Origin of the sequence: Arcobacter sp. CECT 8989 (genome assembly GCF_004116715.1) — a bacterium.
Taxonomy (GTDB): Bacteria; Campylobacterota; Campylobacteria; order Campylobacterales; family Arcobacteraceae; genus Halarcobacter.
Map to the genome: position 1 here is coordinate 1 of NZ_PDKE01000002.1, position 18,274 is coordinate 18,274.

21 protein-coding genes are annotated in these 18,274 nt (G+C 29.9%); 12 read left to right on the forward strand and 9 right to left on the reverse strand.

Annotated features, from left to right (window positions below):
* On the forward strand, positions 1 to 425 hold a 425-nt coding region (locus CRV02_RS02200), incomplete at its 5' end, for an AraC family transcriptional regulator (protein WP_164968950.1).
* Positions 426 to 449: 24 nt separating this feature from the next.
* On the opposite strand, the gene mreC is transcribed toward CRV02_RS02200, so the two are convergent.
* From mreC to CRV02_RS02235, 7 genes are read right to left on the reverse strand one after another with little or no spacing between them, the layout of a single operon-like run.
* Positions 450 to 1,268 (reverse strand): rod shape-determining protein MreC, encoded by an 819-nt coding sequence (mreC, locus tag CRV02_RS02205; RefSeq protein ID WP_129084232.1) that lies wholly within the window; start codon positions 1,266 to 1,268, stop codon positions 450 to 452.
* Positions 1,261 to 2,292, reverse strand: a complete 1,032-nt coding sequence (locus CRV02_RS02210) for a rod shape-determining protein (protein ID WP_114840292.1) — start codon at positions 2,290 to 2,292, stop codon at positions 1,261 to 1,263. Before CRV02_RS02210 ends, mreC begins: the two co-directional genes overlap by 8 nt.
* Before the next feature lie 15 nt (positions 2,293 to 2,307).
* Complete coding sequence (gene clpX / locus CRV02_RS02215; protein WP_129088981.1) at positions 2,308 to 3,537, reverse strand: ATP-dependent Clp protease ATP-binding subunit ClpX; 1,230 nt, start codon at positions 3,535 to 3,537, stop codon at positions 2,308 to 2,310.
* 3 nt (positions 3,538 to 3,540) lie between these two features.
* The gene (gene lpxA / locus CRV02_RS02220; protein WP_129088982.1) at positions 3,541 to 4,332 is read right to left on the reverse strand and encodes an acyl-ACP--UDP-N-acetylglucosamine O-acyltransferase; all 792 of its coding nucleotides are present in this window, start codon (positions 4,330 to 4,332) and stop codon (positions 3,541 to 3,543) included.
* Between the two features lie 12 nt (positions 4,333 to 4,344).
* The gene (gene fabZ / locus CRV02_RS02225; RefSeq protein ID WP_129088983.1) at positions 4,345 to 4,788 is read right to left on the reverse strand and encodes a 3-hydroxyacyl-ACP dehydratase FabZ; all 444 of its coding nucleotides are present in this window, start codon (positions 4,786 to 4,788) and stop codon (positions 4,345 to 4,347) included.
* Positions 4,789 to 4,843: 55 nt separating this feature from the next.
* Positions 4,844 to 5,887, reverse strand: coding sequence for a lipid-A-disaccharide synthase (gene lpxB / locus CRV02_RS02230; protein ID WP_129088984.1), 1,044 nt, complete (start codon positions 5,885 to 5,887; stop codon positions 4,844 to 4,846).
* Positions 5,884 to 6,957 (reverse strand): epoxyqueuosine reductase QueH, encoded by a 1,074-nt coding sequence (locus CRV02_RS02235; protein ID WP_129088985.1) that lies wholly within the window; start codon positions 6,955 to 6,957, stop codon positions 5,884 to 5,886. The genes lpxB and CRV02_RS02235 overlap by 4 nt, the downstream gene beginning before the upstream one ends.
* Before the next feature lie 29 nt (positions 6,958 to 6,986).
* Here CRV02_RS02235 and CRV02_RS02240 point away from each other — a divergent pair, with 29 nt between their 5' ends.
* Positions 6,987 to 7,409 (forward strand): hypothetical protein, encoded by a 423-nt coding sequence (locus CRV02_RS02240; RefSeq protein ID WP_258239022.1) that lies wholly within the window; start codon positions 6,987 to 6,989, stop codon positions 7,407 to 7,409.
* Positions 7,410 to 7,452: 43 nt separating this feature from the next.
* The gene (nfo, locus tag CRV02_RS02245; protein WP_129088986.1) at positions 7,453 to 8,298 is read left to right on the forward strand and encodes a deoxyribonuclease IV; all 846 of its coding nucleotides are present in this window, start codon (positions 7,453 to 7,455) and stop codon (positions 8,296 to 8,298) included.
* 12 nt (positions 8,299 to 8,310) lie between these two features.
* Here nfo and CRV02_RS02250 read toward each other — a convergent pair whose 3' ends face one another.
* A complete protein-coding gene (locus CRV02_RS02250; RefSeq protein ID WP_129088987.1) occupies positions 8,311 to 8,553 on the reverse strand; it encodes a hypothetical protein in 243 nt (80 codons plus the stop codon).
* A 132-nt stretch (positions 8,554 to 8,685) separates the two neighbouring features.
* Here CRV02_RS02250 and CRV02_RS02255 point away from each other — a divergent pair, with 132 nt between their 5' ends.
* The 3 genes from CRV02_RS02255 (at position 8,686) to CRV02_RS02265 (ending at position 10,564) form a co-directional block, all read left to right on the forward strand.
* Positions 8,686 to 8,940 carry a helix-turn-helix domain-containing protein gene (locus CRV02_RS02255; protein ID WP_258239209.1) on the forward strand — a complete coding sequence of 85 codons (255 nt, stop codon included), beginning with the start codon at positions 8,686 to 8,688 and terminating at the stop codon, positions 8,938 to 8,940.
* A gap of 121 nt (positions 8,941 to 9,061) precedes the next feature.
* Positions 9,062 to 9,571: an NADPH-dependent FMN reductase gene (locus CRV02_RS02260; RefSeq protein ID WP_129088988.1), complete on the forward strand. Its 510-nt coding sequence runs from the start codon at positions 9,062 to 9,064 to the stop codon at positions 9,569 to 9,571.
* A 66-nt stretch (positions 9,572 to 9,637) separates the two neighbouring features.
* Entirely contained in the window at positions 9,638 to 10,564 is a 927-nt protein-coding gene (locus CRV02_RS02265) for an AEC family transporter (RefSeq protein WP_129088989.1), read from the forward strand.
* 9 nt (positions 10,565 to 10,573) lie between these two features.
* On the opposite strand, the gene CRV02_RS02270 is transcribed toward CRV02_RS02265, so the two are convergent.
* A complete protein-coding gene (locus tag CRV02_RS02270; RefSeq protein WP_164968951.1) occupies positions 10,574 to 12,985 on the reverse strand; it encodes a tetratricopeptide repeat protein in 2,412 nt (803 codons plus the stop codon).
* A gap of 149 nt (positions 12,986 to 13,134) precedes the next feature.
* On the opposite strand from CRV02_RS02270, the gene CRV02_RS02275 reads away from it, so the two are divergent.
* The 6 genes from CRV02_RS02275 (at position 13,135) to nuoD (ending at position 18,270) form a co-directional block, all read left to right on the forward strand.
* Positions 13,135 to 13,485 (forward strand): hypothetical protein, encoded by a 351-nt coding sequence (locus tag CRV02_RS02275; RefSeq protein WP_129084244.1) that lies wholly within the window; start codon positions 13,135 to 13,137, stop codon positions 13,483 to 13,485.
* Complete coding sequence (locus tag CRV02_RS02280) at positions 13,486 to 15,216, forward strand: ATP-binding protein (RefSeq protein WP_129088991.1); 1,731 nt, start codon at positions 13,486 to 13,488, stop codon at positions 15,214 to 15,216.
* A gap of 124 nt (positions 15,217 to 15,340) precedes the next feature.
* Complete coding sequence (locus tag CRV02_RS02285; protein ID WP_129084246.1) at positions 15,341 to 15,730, forward strand: NAD(P)H-quinone oxidoreductase subunit 3; 390 nt, start codon at positions 15,341 to 15,343, stop codon at positions 15,728 to 15,730.
* On the forward strand, positions 15,712 to 16,221 hold the full coding sequence (locus tag CRV02_RS02290; protein ID WP_129007803.1) for an NADH-quinone oxidoreductase subunit B family protein: 510 nt from the start codon (positions 15,712 to 15,714) through the stop codon (positions 16,219 to 16,221). The genes CRV02_RS02285 and CRV02_RS02290 overlap by 19 nt, the downstream gene beginning before the upstream one ends.
* Positions 16,221 to 17,030 (forward strand): NADH-quinone oxidoreductase subunit C, encoded by an 810-nt coding sequence (locus tag CRV02_RS02295; RefSeq protein ID WP_129088992.1) that lies wholly within the window; start codon positions 16,221 to 16,223, stop codon positions 17,028 to 17,030. The genes CRV02_RS02290 and CRV02_RS02295 overlap by 1 nt, the downstream gene beginning before the upstream one ends.
* A 10-nt stretch (positions 17,031 to 17,040) precedes the next feature.
* On the forward strand, positions 17,041 to 18,270 hold the full coding sequence (nuoD, locus tag CRV02_RS02300; RefSeq protein ID WP_129088993.1) for an NADH dehydrogenase (quinone) subunit D: 1,230 nt from the start codon (positions 17,041 to 17,043) through the stop codon (positions 18,268 to 18,270).
* The last annotated feature ends 4 nt before the right edge of the window (positions 18,271 to 18,274 follow it).

The window sequence follows — 18,274 nt, forward strand, 5'->3', positions numbered from 1 at the left end:
TTGAATTAGAAACATACTGTATCGATGCCTTGTCTTATTTAATTAAAAATTATACAGTAGTTGGAAAACAGTTAGATAGTCACTTCAACAATAATATAGTTATTTCTAAAAGTATAGAATTGATAAATGATACTTTATACAACTCCCCAAGTTTAGATGAACTATCAACTAATATAGGATTGAGTAAATATCATTTTATACGAATATTTAAAGAAGAGATTGGATTAACTCCTCATCAATATATAATAAATAAAAAAGTTGAAAATGCAAGAAAGCTAATTGAGAAAGGGTACAGTATAATTGAGGCATCAATTGAGTCTGGATTTAATGACCAGTCTCACTTTAATAGAAACTTCAAACGAATCTTTGATTTTTCTCCTACATGGATAAACAAAAACCGCAATTTTATATTATATAATAATTAGTGATAATAGATAAGATAGATTCGATTATGGCTTCTTATTAGAAGCTTTCTCTTCTACTTTTTTATCTTCTTCTTGGCTTTGTATTTCTAGTTGTTTTTTCTTATAAACAAAGAAATATTTTTGAGTTAGAACTTTTGCATAAGGTTCTATTTGAACTTCTTGCATATCTTGCATTTTTTTGATACCAACAACTTTCCCTACTTTTAAACCTTCAAAGAAAATATTATCCATACCAGAAGTTACAACTTCATCTCCAACTCTGATTTTATACCAAATAGGAATATATTTTGCTACAAGATTATGTCTATTTTTTGATTTATGAATAATCCCAGGAGCTTTTGTTTCTCCTACAAAAATAGAGTAGTTACATTTATCATTACCATTTAATAAAGCTTTAGACCTTCCATCTTGATTTACTACAATTCCAGCTGCATAGCCATTTGAGATAACACCTAAGATAGAGTCATCTTCTTTTTTATAGTCAATCCAAACCTTTGTAAAATCATCAAATTTTACATAAGATAAAACTTTAGTAAATTTAATATCATCTCTTGTATTTTTTGTTGTATCAATTGATTCTAATACTGAATGTAGTTCATTATTTGAAGCTAGGTATAACTCTTTGTAGTTTTTTAGTGTTGCATTTTCCTCTTGCAGTTTAGCTATTGTAGCTGCTTGATTAAAATATTTTTCAATATTGCTTTGTAGTTTTACAGCATTATTTACATACACTTTTTTAAGTGTTGTAAGAGGATTAAAATTTCTAGCAATTAGCTGGTCTATCTCGAAGATATAACCTAAGCTAACTGCTATAAAAAGAAGAAAGAATAGAAATTTATTCATTAGTTATTAGTTTTAATAATGCAGCCTGATCTAATACATTGCTTGTACCATAAGCAACAGCTAATAATGGCTCTTCCGCAACTTTTACTGGAAGTTTAATAATATCAGCTAGATATTTATCTAAACCTCTAATTAGTGCTCCACCACCTGTTAAAATAACACCATTATCAACAACGTCACCAGCTAAATCAGGTGGCATGTCCTCTAATACAGATCTTACAGCAGATACGATTTCTCTTAGAGGTTCTTTTATAGCAGTGCGTACACCTTCACTACCTAATTCAATAGTAGATAAAAGACCTGAGTTATCTCTACCTTTTACTTTGATTTTTAGTTCGCTATCAAGTTTAATAGCTGTACCAATCTCAATTTTGATATTTTCTGCAGTTCTTTCACCAATATAAAGGTTGTAGTTTTGTCTAACATAATCAATAATAGATTTATCAAACTTATCACCAGCTACTTTAATTGATTTAGAAAGTACTAATCCACCTAATGATGTTACACCAATCTCAGTAGTACCACCACCGATATCAACAACTACATATCCAGATGGGTCAGAAACAGGAATACCAGCACCAATTGCAGCTGCCATTGGCTCTTCTACTAGGAATACTTCTCTAGCTCCTGCACTTAAAGCTGACTCTTTTACGGCTTTTCTCTCAACCTGTGTAATTCCATATGGAATACAAATAATGATTCTTGGTCTGATAAATGATTTTCTAGCATGAGCTTTTTCAATGAAATATCTAATCATTCTTTCAGTCATTTCAAAATCAGCAATAACACCATCTTTCATCGGTCTAACCGCTTGAATATTTAATGGTGTTTTACCAATCATTTGTTTAGCTTCTTGACCAACTGCAAGAATCTTATCTTTTCCGAATCTATCGTTTTGTACTGCAACAACTGAAGGCTCATTAATAATGATACCTTTTCCTTTTACAGAAACAATTGTATTGGCAGTACCAAGGTCAATTGCCATGTCACTTGAAAACAGACCTATTAGTTTATCTAATAACATACTCTTCCTTCTTTCTTAAGCTATTTTTGGTTCTTTTTTACTTGTTACTACATCTTTAGTTATAGTAACTGTTTTATTTTCGTACTCAGGTAAATCATACATGATATCAAGCATGATATCTTCTAAAATTGATCTAAGTCCTCTTGCTCCTGTTTTTCTTTCAATAGCAAGTTTAGCAACTTCTTTTAAAGCAGCTTTTTCAAACTCTAACTTAACATTGTCAAGTTCAAATAGTTTGATATATTGTTTGATAAGTGCATTTTTTGGCTCAGTTAAGATATGAACCATATCATCTTCAGAGATTTCATTTAAAGTTGCAATCATGTGAAGTCTTCCGATTAATTCTGGAATAAGACCATATTTTACTAAGTCGTGAGCTTCTACATTTGAGATTAAATCTTTCTCTTCTTTATTTCCACTTTTCTTTTGGTTAAAGCCAAGTACATTTGCACCTTGTTTTTTCTTTACAATCTCTTCAAGACCATCAAAAGCTCCACCACAAATGAAAAGGATATTTGTAGTATCAACTTGAACTGCATCTTGACCAGGGTGTTTTCTTCCACCTTTTGGTGGAACATTTACAACTGAACCTTCTACGATTTTTAATAAAGCTTGTTGAACACCTTCACCAGATACATCTCTTGTAATTGATCTGTTTTCACTCATACGTGCAACTTTATCAACTTCATCGATAAAGATAATTCCAGTTTCAGCTTTTTTTACATCTCCATTTGCAGATTGTAAAAGTCTTGTGATTACATTTTCAACATCATCACCAACATAACCAGCTTCAGTAAGTGAAGTAGCATCAGCAATTGCTAAAGGTACATCTAGATATTTTGCAATTGTTTGTGCAAGTAAAGTTTTACCAGAACCAGTAGGTCCTATTAATAAAACATTTGATTTGTTGATTTCTGTATCATCACCAATTTCATCTTTTCTAAAGATTCTTTTATAGTGGTTATAAACTGCAACAGATAAAACTTTTTTAGCTCTGTTTTGACCAATGATATAATCATCTAAAATCTCTTTAAGTTGAGCAGGAGTTCTTAGTTTGATTTCTTCTTCAACTGAAACTTCTTCAGTGTAGTTATCATTTTCATCATTTGCAGGAGCATTTCCAGTCATTATTTCATGAGCTGCTGTTACGCAAGCCTTACAAATAAATGCGTTGTCTCCAGCTATTACAGGATTTGTTTCGCTATCTTTTGAACCACAAAAGTCGCATATAATCTCTTTACTCATTAATTACTCTCCTGTCTTTCTATCAAAAGGAATTCCTCTTGTTGTATTTAAAACAAAGTCACACATAACTTTTGCATGCTCATTGTTTGACTCTTCTAAGAACTCTTTTGCAGAGTCTTTTAACGCGTTTGAACTTCTAAATAAAGCTTTATATGCTTTTTTGATTTCGTTGATATCTTCTTTATTTTCAAATCTTCTTCTAAGACCTGTAAGGTTAAGACCTTTTAGCTTAGCTCTATTACCTTCAGCTAAACAATAAGGAGGAATATCTTGAGTTACAACAGAACCCCCAGCAATCATAGAGCCTGTTCCTACTTTACAAAACTGGTGAATTGGAGTCATTCCCCCAACTACAACAAAATCGTCAATCTCAACATGACCTGCTAGAGTTGCGCAGTTAGCAAAAATACAATTACTTCCAATGATACAATCATGTGCAACGTGAACATAACCCATAAATAAGTTATTACTTCCAATTACAGTTTTTGAACCACCACCTTCAGTTCCTGGGTTAAATAGAGTGTATTCTCTAATTTTATTGTTATCCCCAATTATTAATTCTACATCTTCCCCATCAAACTTTAAATCTTGAGGAATTGTTCCTATTGAAGCGTGAGAAAAGATATGATTATTATTACCAATTGTCGTTTTACCTTCAATAAGCGTATGTGAATCAACAACTGTGCCATCCCCAATCTTTACGTCTTTACCAATAATTGTATATGCACCAATAGTTACATTTTTACCTAGTTGTGCACCTTCTTCAATTATTGCTGTTTTGTGAATATTATTCATTTAAATTCCCAACTATTTATCAACTACCATTGCTTTTAATTCTGCTTGAGCAACTAGCTTGTCATCTACGTAAGCTTTTCCATCAAGTACAATTAAAGTACCTTTTAATTTAATAATATCAATTTTATAAACTAATTGATCACCTGGTTTAACAGGACTTCTAAATTTTGCTTTGTCAATACTCATAAAGTAGATTACTTTATTTTTTAATTCTTCATTTGAAAGGTCATTACTCTTAAGTGCAAGTACTCCACCTGCTTGAGCCATACCTTCTAAGATTAATACTCCTGGGTAGATTGGATGTCCAGGAAAGTGACCCATAAATGCAGGCTCACTAATAGAAATATTTTTAAACCCTTCTATGCTTTTACCTTTTTCCATCTCTGTAATTCTGTCTACAAGTAAAAAAGGATATCTGTGTGGTAATATTTCTTGTATTTCGTTTATATCTAGCATTCTTATTCCTATAATTCAAGTTTTTTAAAAATCATTCATTTTATCTAAAAAAATATTAGCTTTGAATTATGTCAGCTACATTTTTAGAACTTCCATGTTTCAAATATTCTCTTAGTACTTTAGAGGTCTCTAAAAAATCATTTTTATTTATATTTTTATATTCATTATAAAGGTTTTGAAAAGTTACTTCATCTTGGAAAAACTCTTTATGAATAGCATCTTTCCCTGATTTGTATAAAAAGATATTTGCTAAACCTATATATGGAAGTTTTACAAATAGTCTTCCTAAAAAGTAGTCAACTTTTTTTGCAACATAACTCATTACAAAAGGTGTTCCAATAAGTGCTGCTTCAAGTGTAGCTGTTCCACTACAAATAAAACCAAATTCTGCTTGTCTTAACTCTTTGTGGGAGTCATTTGAAACAGTAAATAGTGAAATGTCTCCATAATATTTTTTAATAAACTCTTCATCAAACTTTTTTGGAATGATTAAAATGTGTTCTTTATCTTTTATTTTTGAAGCAAGTTGTCTATATACGTTCATATGATTTACAATTTCTGTTTTTCTACTTCCTGGCATATAGATGATTTTATTTGTATTTGTTAGCTCTTCTTTAAATTCATGAATCTCATCAAGTAAAGGGTGACCTACATAAGTTATTTTTTCTTTTTCAGTGTACATTTGAGACTCAAAAGGAATGATAGAACAAAGTTTAGTACAAAACTTTTGTAGTTTGAAAACTCTTTTTTTCTTCCAAGCCCAAGCTTGAGGTAAGATATAGTAAATAATCTCTTTGTTTGGATATCTCTCTTTTAGTTTTTTTGCCAAGGGAAGGTTAAATCCAGAGCTATCCATAAGTAAAACTTTATCACACTCACTTGCAAGTTCAACTAACTCATCACGAAGGCGAAAAAAGAATCTAAGTTTTTTAATGGCATCTGTAAAACCCATGATAGCAAGTGATGTTAAATCATATAAAGGGTTTCCTAAGGAGTTGTCAAAAACTCCTTTTAATTCTACATTGTCATTTAGGTGTTTTTTTAACTCTTTTAAGTGAATATTTGATGAAGCTTCCATTGCACAAACTAGAAGTTTCATATAAGTACTTCCTTCACATCCTCATAAATAACAGAATCAATTTCAATTTCATATTTCCCATCTATTACTTCATCTATAACAACAATAGTAGAAAGCCCATAAGGATTTTGAGTAATAGCATTTCTAATATTTAGTTCTGATTCAAATGTTGGTGGATTGAACATAAGTTTTTGAACATTTCTATAGGTACTATTTCCTATAGAGTTGAACATATCAATACTTAGAACTTTTACTTCATCTCTATTTAAATAAGCTATTTCATCTTTTTCGTAAGCAATTCGTCCATTCATTCTTTTTCTATTTAAAGTTGAATAACATAAAAAGTAAGAAGGTACTACTTTTTTATCAATTTTAACTTTTCCACTTAGAAGTCTGTAGTTTAAAAATCTTTGTTTGATGATTTGATATGGAATACCTTGTTCTTCCATTTCATCTCTTTTTTTATAAAGTTCAAGTCTACTTTCGATTGATTCTGGAAGGATTTGGTGAGAAAGAGGAGAGAACATTTCATCCATAATTTTCTTTTGTTGTTCTCTTTGAGCAGTTAATCCAAATAAACAACCACAATAGTTTTGTCTATATAGGCTATTCTCTTTTACAACTTCACCTTGAATTTGAGTACCATTTCCACTTCTATAGTCTTTGAAAATAAATTCACAACCAAGTTCTTGGGTAAGTTTAGCTCCAATTTTTTCTAGTTTATCTTGAGATTTTTTAGGAGAGATAAGAAGTGAAGTAGTAAATTTATCATGCCCTAACTCTAAAGCTTTTTTTGCACTAACTTCTAATCTATCATCATAACAAACTGTGCATCTATCACCTTTTTCAGGTTCATTTTCTAAACCTTTTACTTTTTTTAGCCACTCTTCTAAGTTATAAGGACCTTCAAGAAGTTCAATACCTAGCTTTTTACATGAGTATTCAACATCAAGATATCGAAGTCTATATTCATTATATGGGTGAATATTGGGGTCATAAAAAAAGCCTACAAGTTTTTCATCTGGAAAATCTTCTTGTAATCTTTCTAAAAAATAGTGTGAATCTACTGCGCAACAAATATGTACTAACAAGGATAACCTTTGATTAATTATAGTTTTTTTTGTATTATAGTGGAAACTTTTATAATAAAGGATTAGGAATTAAAAAGTTATCTTTTCTTATTTTCTTCATAATATTTTTTACAGGATGCTCTTTTAATCAGCCAAAAATTGTTTCAAGTGCCACTATACTTATAAAAACACCAAAACTAAAATTTTATGATAAAGGATTTATTTCTAAATTTCAAAACTTTACTAGAGTTGAGGTATTTTCAGCAGGTGTTACTGTTTTACGCTTAGATATTTATGATAACCAAATTTGTAAAGATACTTTCAAATGCCAAAAAAGCAAGAACTTCAATAATGAATTTTTGCATAGTTCTTATGAAAAAAGTTTTTTAAAAAATCTATTTGAAAAAGATGAAAAAAATATTATTCATAGAGATAAACAAAACTCAATCTTAATAAAAATCAAAAAAGATTAATAGTACAATCCCAAAAAAATGAGACACGTTAAAAGGAATCAAAATGAAATATGTTGGAGCACATGTTAGTGCTAGTGGAGGAGTTTATAATGCTCCAATTAACGCTAGAGAGATAGGTTGTAAAGCTTTTGCACTGTTTGTAAAAAATCAAAGACAATGGAGAGCAAAAGATTTTGAACCAAAGGTTTTAGACAAGTGGTTTGAAGAGATGGAGAAAACAGGTATTGAAGCAAAGCATATCTTACCCCATGACTCATACTTAATTAATTTAGGACACCCAGAAGAAGATAAAAGACAAAAATCTTTAGATGGATTTTTACATGAAATTGAAAGATGTGAGATACTAAAGCTTGATAGACTGAACTTTCACCCAGGAAGTCACTTAAGAAAAATCACTGAAGAAGAGTGTTTAGATAGAATCGCACTATCACTTAATCAAGCGATTGATGCAACAAATGATGTAAAGCTTGTAATTGAAAACACAGCAGGTCAAGGTTCTAACTTAGGATATAAGTTTGAGCATTTAGCTTATTTAATTGATAAAGTTGAAGATAAATCAAGAATTGGTGTATGTATTGATACCTGTCACATGTTTACAGCTGGTTATGATATAAGAACACGTGAAGCATATGATAAAACTTGGAAAGAGTTTGATGAGGTAGTAGGACGAGAATATCTTATGGGTATGCACCTAAATGACTCAAAACCAGAACTTGGAAGTAGAGTAGATAGACACCATTCTTTAGGTATGGGACAAATTGGTTGGGATGCCTTTAAATTTATCATGAATGATGATAGAATGGATGATATCCCAATGGTTCTAGAAACTATTGATGAAACTATCTGGCCTGAAGAGATTCAAGCCTTATATGATTTAGTAGAGAAGTAAAATACTTCTTTGCTAATTTTTTAATAATAACTTTTCTATACATATATCTCCATTCTCAAAAACAGTGAAATTGATATCTTTTTCTTTTGCAAATATTTGATAAAGAGTAATCATCTCTTTTGTTTGAATTGAAGATGAGAACATCTTTTGGGAGTTTTTTATAAGTATGGAGTTCTCTTTTCTTTCATATGTCTTGTAGCATAAATATCTCGACATAAGTTTCTCATTCTCTAACCTAGAGATTATATTGTTCATAATAATAATGCCTTTTAGTACTAAAAACTTTTTGAATTATCCAAAATAAAACTATAAAATATTCCCTATAGGGAGTATTTTAATAATTCTATCTATTATAAACTTACAAAAAACTTCACTATAGGGAACATGTTGTTATTGCATTTAGATATTGATGAGCAAGAAATATTAGATTTTCACAAGATAATTGCAGGAAATGTAAAAAAAATAAGAAAAAAGAAAAAAGTATCTCAAACAGATTTAGCCTTAAGTATAGGGCATAAGTCAGTTAGTATAGTAAGTAAAATAGAAGCAGGGCTAGAAAGTAAACACTACAATATAGAACAGCTATATAAAATATCAAAGGTATTAGAAGTTGATATTAAAGAGTTTTTTAACTTTGAATAAATAATAGTAGGATTAAATTTATATATTTAGCTTTTCAATCTATTCAAAATCCTTAAAGAAATACTAATATTAAAGTTATAGAATTTCATAAAAATTGTAATATTAACTATGAAGGATTAAAATGTCAAAGATAGGAATTCTAGTTGCAAGTGCAAATAACAACCTAAAATTAGGTGAAAGATTAGTAGAACTTGCAGGTGAGTTAAATGTTGAAGCAGCACTTATCAACTTAGTAGATTTAAACTTACCACTATATAGTACAGTTGAAGAAGAAAAAAATGGTCTTCCTGAAACTGTAAAAGAATTAGCTAATAAAATTTTAGGATTAAAAGCATTTATTGTTGTAGCACCTGAATATAATGGAGTTATGCCTCCTGTATTAAACAACGCTATGGCTTGGACTTCAAGAAGTACAAAAGATTGGAGAGATGCATTTAATGAAAAAGTTGTAGGATTAGCAACTCACTCTGGTGGAGGAGGTCAAAAAGGTCTTCAAGCTATGAGAATTCAGTTCCAACACTTAGGAGCAAATATTTTAGCAAGAGAGATTTTAACAAGTTATGATAAACCTCTAAATGAAGATACTGCTAAAAATATGATTCAACAACTGGACAAACTTTCAAGGGTATAATAAACCCTTGAAAAATAATATTTTCTAAACTTTTTGCATAAAAGCAAAAGAAGAGTATAATCTCTTATGCAAAATATTATTGAAGCCTTATTACCAATCTTTTTCCTTATTATTTTAGGATACTTTTTTAAAAGAATTAAATTCCCAAACGAAGAGTTCTGGGCAAGTTCAGATAAATTTACTTACTATGTACTTTTTCCCGCACTATTAATATACAAACTTTCAACTGCCTCTTTAGAAGGAATTGATGGATTTAATTTTATTCTTTCAGCCTTTTTAACAATGATTGTTTTAACCTTAGCTCTTATGCTTTTTAACCGTTTTGTTAAGAAGTTTAAAGGGGATGCTTTTACTTCTATTTATCAAGGTGCAATTAGATTTAATACCTATGTTTTTTTAGCCCTTGTTGATGCTATTTTTGGAGATAGTGGATTAGTATTAGCTGCACTTTTAATGACTTTTATGATTCCACTTATAAATATTTTTTGTATCTCTATTTTCTCTATTTATGCAGCAAGCAATAAAATAACTGTAAAGTCATTTATGCTTTCAATTGTAAAAAACCCACTTATTATGGGATGTGTTGTTGGTGGATTATTAAACTTTTTTGGAATAACTCTTTTTACTCCATTAGAGAAAACACTTGGTATTTTAAGTTCAGCAGCACTTCCTTTAGGACTTTTATCAGTTGGAGTTGGTCTTCATTTATCTCATATAAAAGAAGCAAAATTAGAGTTGATTTTAGCAATTATTGTTAAGCTTATTGTTTATCCTTTAGCTATATATTTTATAGGTCAAGCTTTAGGTATAACTGGTCTTGCGCTTTTAGTCCTTGTAGTTTTTGGTTCTATGCCGACTGCTTCGTCAGCTTATATCTTAGCAAGGCAACTTGGGGGAGATTTAAAGCTAATGTCTGCAACGATTACTATGCAGACACTGCTTTCGATTTTATCTATATCAGTGATTTTGATGTTAATTCAAAATCATATTTAAAGAAGAAACTTACTTCTTCTTAGGTTTTTCTATTTTATAAAACTCAGTTTTAGCTTTATCATGGTTTGATTTTAAGTACCAAGATTTAGCTTTTTTAAGGTCTTTTTTTATGTCACCTTTTCCATAGTGATAGATAAGTCCTATATTATATGCTGCAACATCTTTTTGTGATTTATCTCTATAGTTTTGATATGCATCTTTATAGTAACCTAATGCTTTTCTAACATCTTTTTTAGTTCCTAGTCCTTTTTCATAAAGTACTCCAAGTTCTACTTGAGCTGCTGCATCACCTTTATTTCTAGCATAGCCAAAATATTTAATTGCATTTTCATAATCTTTTTTATCTCTGTAGTATTTTGCAAGATGATTAGCTGCATACTTATCATATAAAGCTGCTTTTTCAAATAGTCTTATGGCTTTCTTCATATCTTTCTTTACACCAAGACCATCTTTATAGAAAACTCCTAATAGATTTATACTAGGATAATTAAAGTGTTTAGCTCCAAGTTCTAAATACTCTTTTGCTTTTTTATAGTCAATTCTAATGATATTTTTATCTTTATTGTCATCATTTCTATAATATAACCAAGCTAAGTTATAGTATGCAGATGTATATCCCTTTTGTGCTGCTTGAAGATAGTATTCTTCTGCTTTTTTAAGGTCTGCTTCAACTCCTTCTCCATAAGCATAAGCCCATCCCATAGATGCATAATCCCTTGGACTTTTTCTTATCTCATAAAGCTTTTTCATATAATAAAAACCAGTTTTTTTATCTCTTTTAGGGTCTTTATTACAAGAGTAACACAAGTGATAAGTAACTAACTCTTGAATAGCTTTTAAATCATTCTTTTTAGCTAAGTCTTCATAAATAGCTAAAGCTTTTTTATCTTCAGGTTTTTTATTTAAAGAGTAAGGTGGATATAGATATAAATGAGCCAGTTTATATGCAGCTTTTTTATCACCTTTGTCTATTAGTGTTTGTAAAACTTCCACTGCTTTATCATATTTATTTACTTTTTTATTTGTATAAAGACTTACAAGTTCAAGAGAACTTTTGATATCTCCTGCATTTGAAGCTTTTTCATACATTTTAATTGCTAAGTCAATATTTGAGTATCTATTTTTATTGGCGTATTTTCTTAGCGTTAAGATATTATCAGATTCTAAAATATCTTGCTCAAGTTTTTTAATAACTTCCGGGAAGGCTTTTTTATAAGTATAGTTTTCTATCACTTCTTTGGTAAATGCATTTTTTAACTTAGTATTAGTACTTGAAAGAATGAACTCTTGCCATTTTTTTGCACTTATATACTCTTCTGGATAGAAGTAGTATCTTGATGGAGTTTTTAAAGCAAGTTCTAAAATCGCTTCATGGTTCTCTTCTTCTGCGAGTTTTTCAAATAGTTCCCTTGCTTTTTCTTTATATCTTTTTTTATTGTAGTAGTTTGCTAAAGCTAAAGTACCTTCATTTGAAGAGATAAGTCTATTTTTTAACTCTAAATACTTATCTAAAGTATCTATACTTCTTCCATAGTTTTCAAGAAGTTTTACAGATGCCTCAATATGATTTAGTGAAGCTGCTTTTTGTAAGTACTCTTGAGATTTTTCTTTATCTTTATTTAGTTTTTGTCTATAGTGACCTTTATCATAGATTATTGATAAACTATAGTAAACATCAGCATTTTTGTCATCTAACTTTATATACTCATTATATAAAGTTAATGATTCTTGATATCTATACTTCTTTTTAAATAGCTCTGCTAGTTCAAGAATCTTTTCACTATCTTTAGAAGCAATAGTTTTTTCTATAAACTTTTCAACTTTTTCTTTAGCACTTGTTCTATACATTGTAGATTTAATATCTTGTAGCTGTAGTTTATATGGAAGGTCTGCACCTCTTTCTGCTAAATATGAGGCAACTTTCTCAGCTTGGTCTCTTTTATATTTATCCATATAAATTGTATAAAGCTTTTGTAACTGTTCAACTGATAGCTTTTCAATAATTTCACTTTCAATCTTTTGGGCTTCATATATTTTGTGATAAGTTATATGGTGTTTGATTAAAGATACTTTTGCATCAAGGCTTCCTTTTTTTGAAGCTTCATTTAAAAGTGTTAAGGCTTTTGTTTCTCCATCTAAAAACATATCACTATAGTCATAATATATATCACCAATAAGTGCTAATTCTTTAGGGTCTTTATTTTTGTCGATATTTTTATACCATTTATCAAAATATTTTAAACCTTCAATTGTTTGAGGAAAATCATAATATTTAGATAGTGCAAGCATGGCATTTATATCACCATTGTTTGCTTTATTGATTAAAGTTTCTTTTGAATATTTACTACCATTTGGAAGATTGTTTGTTGCACAACCTGTTAAAAAGAGAAATACTAAAAGAGCAGACAATATTTGTTTCATTTTTGCTCCTAGAATCATTTATAAATTATAATAAAGTTGCAATCTTATAAAAATAATCTTAATATAGATTTAATAACAAAAATTATGGTTCATAAGTGGTTAAGAGATTTTAATGTAATATGATTAATAAAACATATAATTGGAACAAAATGATTTTTATAATTTTCTTTGGAATTTTAGCCTTAATTTTCATTGGCTTAAACATTTATGACAATTCTAATTTACAAAAAATTGAAAATTATTACTTAAAGAAAAAATGCTTAAATGTCGTCTACTCAAAGGGGGAATACAAGGGATTTTGTCAAGATTCCATAGTAAAAATACCTAACAGTTTTAGTCCAGATTTGCAAAAAGACAAGGAAATTGTAAAATTTAGTGAAATAAATGAAGTAAAAAAAGAAAATTTAATGATAATTATAAATAAAAATTATAAAATACGGTTTCAAAACAAAGAGAACCTCGAAAAATTTTATAATGTAATAGAGGGAAGAAAAAAATAGATGAATGAGATAATAGAATTTATAAAGTCAAAAGATGTTGAGAAGTCAGCATTTTTTAAACAACTAAAATGCTCAAAAGAAGAAGCACAAATTTTACAATACATCACAAGACAATATATCCAAGGAAGAGATACTTCTATGGTTATAGATATTCTAAGTGAATTTTATGATGTAAAAACATACGAGCACTTAAATAAAATTCAATTAATTAAATCATTATTAGAGTTTGGATGGCTTGTTCAAAGTGGCTTTGATCAACTAAAACTTAGTGAAATGTCACAATTAGAACTTTTAAACTCAATGATTACTCTATCTCCTGCATTTTTAAAACTTTTAGAAAAAGGTTCATTAGAGTTTGTTTTACCAGAAGTTAAAAAATATGAAGACCATTTAGAATATTTACAAGACCAGTTTTTTAGAATAGATTTAGCACAACAGTTAAATCTTGTAAAAAACAATTTTGATGAAAACTCACCTAATATAAATAGATTAAGGTCAAAATTAACGCTTCTTGAAAATAGAATCAAAGAGAGAATCAAAGAGACTGATGGTTCTATTATGATGGAAGACTTCTTCAAGCAATATGCTTTAAATGAGCAAGAGCAACTATTGTTTTTAGCTCTTTTAAAAGAGGAGTATTCAGGTGGTGATGGAACTTTAAGAGATATGAACTCTTTAATCACGCTAATTTCAAGTGATGATTATGAGAAAATAAAATATAGGTCACTACTTGAAGAAGGTTCAAAACTTGTTTCAAGCTCATTAGTTGATTATGATGAGGTTTTAACTCCATTTGGGGGAATAAATAGAAACTTCTATATTCCTGATGATATTTTATATAAAATTTCTCATCCAACAAAAAAGACAAGTAGAAGTACAAAGATGAAGCTTGACTCTTTGATAAAAGAGCAAGAGACATTTGAACTTATTACTACAAATAAAACTTTAGAGGATGTTGTTTTAAATGACAAAACAAGAGAAGTTTTAGATTCACTTTTAAAGCAAATGGATAAAAAAGTATTCAATAGACTTAAAGAGTGGGGAATAAAACATAAAAGAAATATCGAAGCAAGAATTATCTTTTATGGATTTGCAGGAACAGGTAAAACTTTAACAGCACTTGCTTTTGCAAAGACTTTAAAAAGACAGGTTCTAAGTTTTGATTGTTCAAAGATTCTTTCTATGTATGTTGGAGAGAGTGAAAAAAATGTTCGAGCAATATTTGACAAATATTATGAACTAAGGGACAAAAGTAAGTCTGAGCCGATTTTATTATTAAATGAAGCAGACCAATTTTTAAGTTCAAGAACAACTTCTAGTGCTAGTGGAAGTGAGAAAATGCATAATCAAATGCAAAATATTTTTTTAGAGCAAATTGAAAGATTTGATGGAGTTTTAATAGCAACAACAAACCTTTTAGAGTCTTTAGATAAAGCATTTTCAAGAAGATTCAATTACAAAATAGAGTTTAAAAAACCAAATTATGAGCAAAGAGTAGAGTTATGGAAAAAGTTACTTCCAGCAACTTTACCTTTAGATAAAGATTTTGATATTGAAGAGCTAGCAAAACATGAATTAACAGGTGGTCAAATAGAGATGGTTATAAAAAATACTGCGTTTAAAATAGCAGTTGATGAGGAACCATTATTTACTAATAAATCTTTTGAAGAACAAATCTCAAAAGAACTAAAAGGTAATTTTGACTCTGAAAATAAAGTCGGTTTTTTCTAAACTAGACTTTATAAATAAAAATTAACTATAATTAATAACTAAAGAAAAAGTATTACTCAATCTTATAGATTAGAGAAAATTAAGAACAAGTTATTATAAAAACTAATAATTTTAAGGATAAAACATGACACATATGGAGTTTGCACATCCGTATTTTGGCGTTTTTGTTATGTTTGTTTTGAGTTTTGGTGTTTTCCTTACAGTAGTTTATATTGCAAGGGTTATTGGTAGAAAAATTGCAAGATTGAATACTGAAAAACTAAAGACTACACTTTATGAGTGTGGACCAGAAGTTACAAAGCAACCAAGTAGTGTATCTGTACAATTTTATTTAATGGCACTACTTTTTATTTTATTTGATATTGAAATTATCTTTATGTTTCCATGGGCTATAAACTTTCAAGTTTTAGGGTGGTTTGGATTTGTTGAAATGATTTTATTTATTTTATTACTTACAATCGGATTTATTTATGCATGGAGAAAAGGAGCTTTAGAATGGCACAGCATAAAGTAGACTATTTTAAAGATGGTGGAGCTCCAATTGCATTAACTACAGTTGATAAGTTAGTAAATTGGGGTAGGTCAAACTCTCTTTGGCCTTTAACATATGGATTAGCATGTTGTGCTATTGAGATGATGGCAACTGGTGCTTCAAGATATGACTTTGATAGATTTGGAACAATTTTTAGAGCAAGTCCAAGACAAGCAGATGTTATTGTAATTGCGGGAACTCTTACAAAAAAACATGCAGAGTTTATGAGAAGACTGTATGACCAAATGCCAGAACCAAAATGGGTTATCTCTATGGGGTCTTGTGCGAATACAGGTGGAATGTTTAATACTTACGCAACTGTTCAAGGTGCAGATAGAATTGTACCAGTTGATATTTATCTTCCAGGTTGTGCTCCTAGACCAGAGACTTTACAGTATGCACTTATGATGCTTCAAAAGAAAATTAGAAAAGAGTCTATTTTTAGAAAAATCAAGAAAAAGAGGCTTGTATAATGAGAAAATATACACCTAAAAATGATGTACAAAAGAAATCATACTTTAGCGATAGATTCTATATTGCCCCTGAAACTTCAAAAAAAGAAGTAACTAGTGATGAAATATATGCTTATGATGTAGAGCTTCTAAGTGGTAAGTTTGAGGTTTTAAATTCATATATTGAAATAGATGAGTTAGTGGTTTTTATAAAGGCTGAAGACAATGTAAATGTACTTACTTTTTTTAAAGAAGCTTTAGACTATGAAATGCTAATGGAACTTTCTGCAATTGATTATATTGCACAAAGAGGTGGCTTTGAGATTTTCTATGAAATGCTTTCATTAACAAAAAGAAAAAGAGTAAGAATTAAAACTTTCATCAAAGAAAAACAAGAGTTAAATTCTGTTTATGAAGTATTTAAAATGGCAAACTGGTCTGAGAGAGAAATGTATGATATGTACGGTGTAAGAGTTGTAAACCATCCAAACTTAAAAAGAATCATTATGCCTGATGATTGGTATGACCATCCATTAAGAAAAACATATCCTTTACAAGGTGATGAAGCTGCATCTTGGTATGAAGTTGACAAAATCTTTGGTAAAGAAGCAAGGGAAGAGATAGGGGCTGAAATAAGAGACTCAGCAGCTATTGATAGATATGACACAAAAAGATTTGCAAGATTAGGGCATGAGGTTCCATATGGAGTTGATATCACAAATGGAAAAGAGCCAGAACACACACCTTTACAGTATCAAGAAGAAGGTGGAGTTCCTATTATCAAAAAATTTGATGAAAACAAAAGTGTTACACTTAAAAAAAGAAGATAAGAGAAGATAAATGCGACAAACAGCAAATAGATTAAAACCTTTCTTTGAAAATATTAACTTTGAGCGTGAAGATAATACTATGATGGTAAACTTTGGGCCTCAACACCCATCTGCCCATGGTCAAATGAGACTTATGCTTGAACTTCAAGGCGAAGAGGTAGTAAAAGCAACACCTGGAATTGGATACCTTCATAGAGGTATGGAAAAGATGGGTGAGAATATGATTTATAATGAATTCTTGCCTACAACAGACAGAATGGATTATATTGCCTCTACTTCAAATAACTATGGCTTTGCCCTTGCAGTTGAGAAGTTATTAGGAATTGAAGCCCCTAGACGTGCAGAAGTTATTAGAACTATGCTTTTAGAACTAAATAGAGTGATGTCTCACCTTTTTTGGCTTGCTACTCACGCACTTGACGTTGGAGCTATGTCAGTATTTTTATATGCCTTTAGAGAAAGAGAATACGCAATGGACTTGATAGAAGATTATTGTGGTGCAAGACTTACTCATAGTGCAGTTAGAATTGGTGGTGTTCCTTTAGATTTACCACAAAGCTGGTGTGAAGACTTAGAAAAATTTATCACTAACTTTGAAAAAGAGATTGATAGATACGAAGGTTTACTTACCGAAAATAGAATCTGGAAAATGAGACTTGAAAATGTAGGTGTGATAAATGAAGAACTTGCAAAATCTTGGGGATGCTCTGGAATTGTTTTAAGAGCAGCTGGAGTGAAATGGGATTTAAGAAAAGAGATGCCTTATGGCCTTTATCCAGAATTAGATTTTAACGTACCAATTGCAAGTACTGGCGATGCTTATGGAAGATATAAATGTTATATCCAAGAGATGAGAGAATCAGCAAAGATTTTAAGACAATTAATTCCTATGTATAAAAGTAGTGACAGCCAATTAATGGCCCATGCTCCTGAATATATCTCAGCACCTAAAGAAGATATTATGACTCAAAACTACTCTTTAATGCAACACTTTGTCCTTGTAACTCAAGGAATGAGACCACCAAAGGGTGAGATTTATGTAGCTACTGAATCACCAAAGGGTGAATTAGGATATATGATAGTTAGTGATGGTAGCCCATATGCATATAAAATGAAATTAAGAGGACCATCTTTTTGGCATACAGGAGTTTTAGAGGACTTGTTACCTGGACATCAATTAGCAGATGTTGTAACTATAATTGGTAACTTAAATGTTGTATTTGGTGAAATAGACAGGTAAGGCA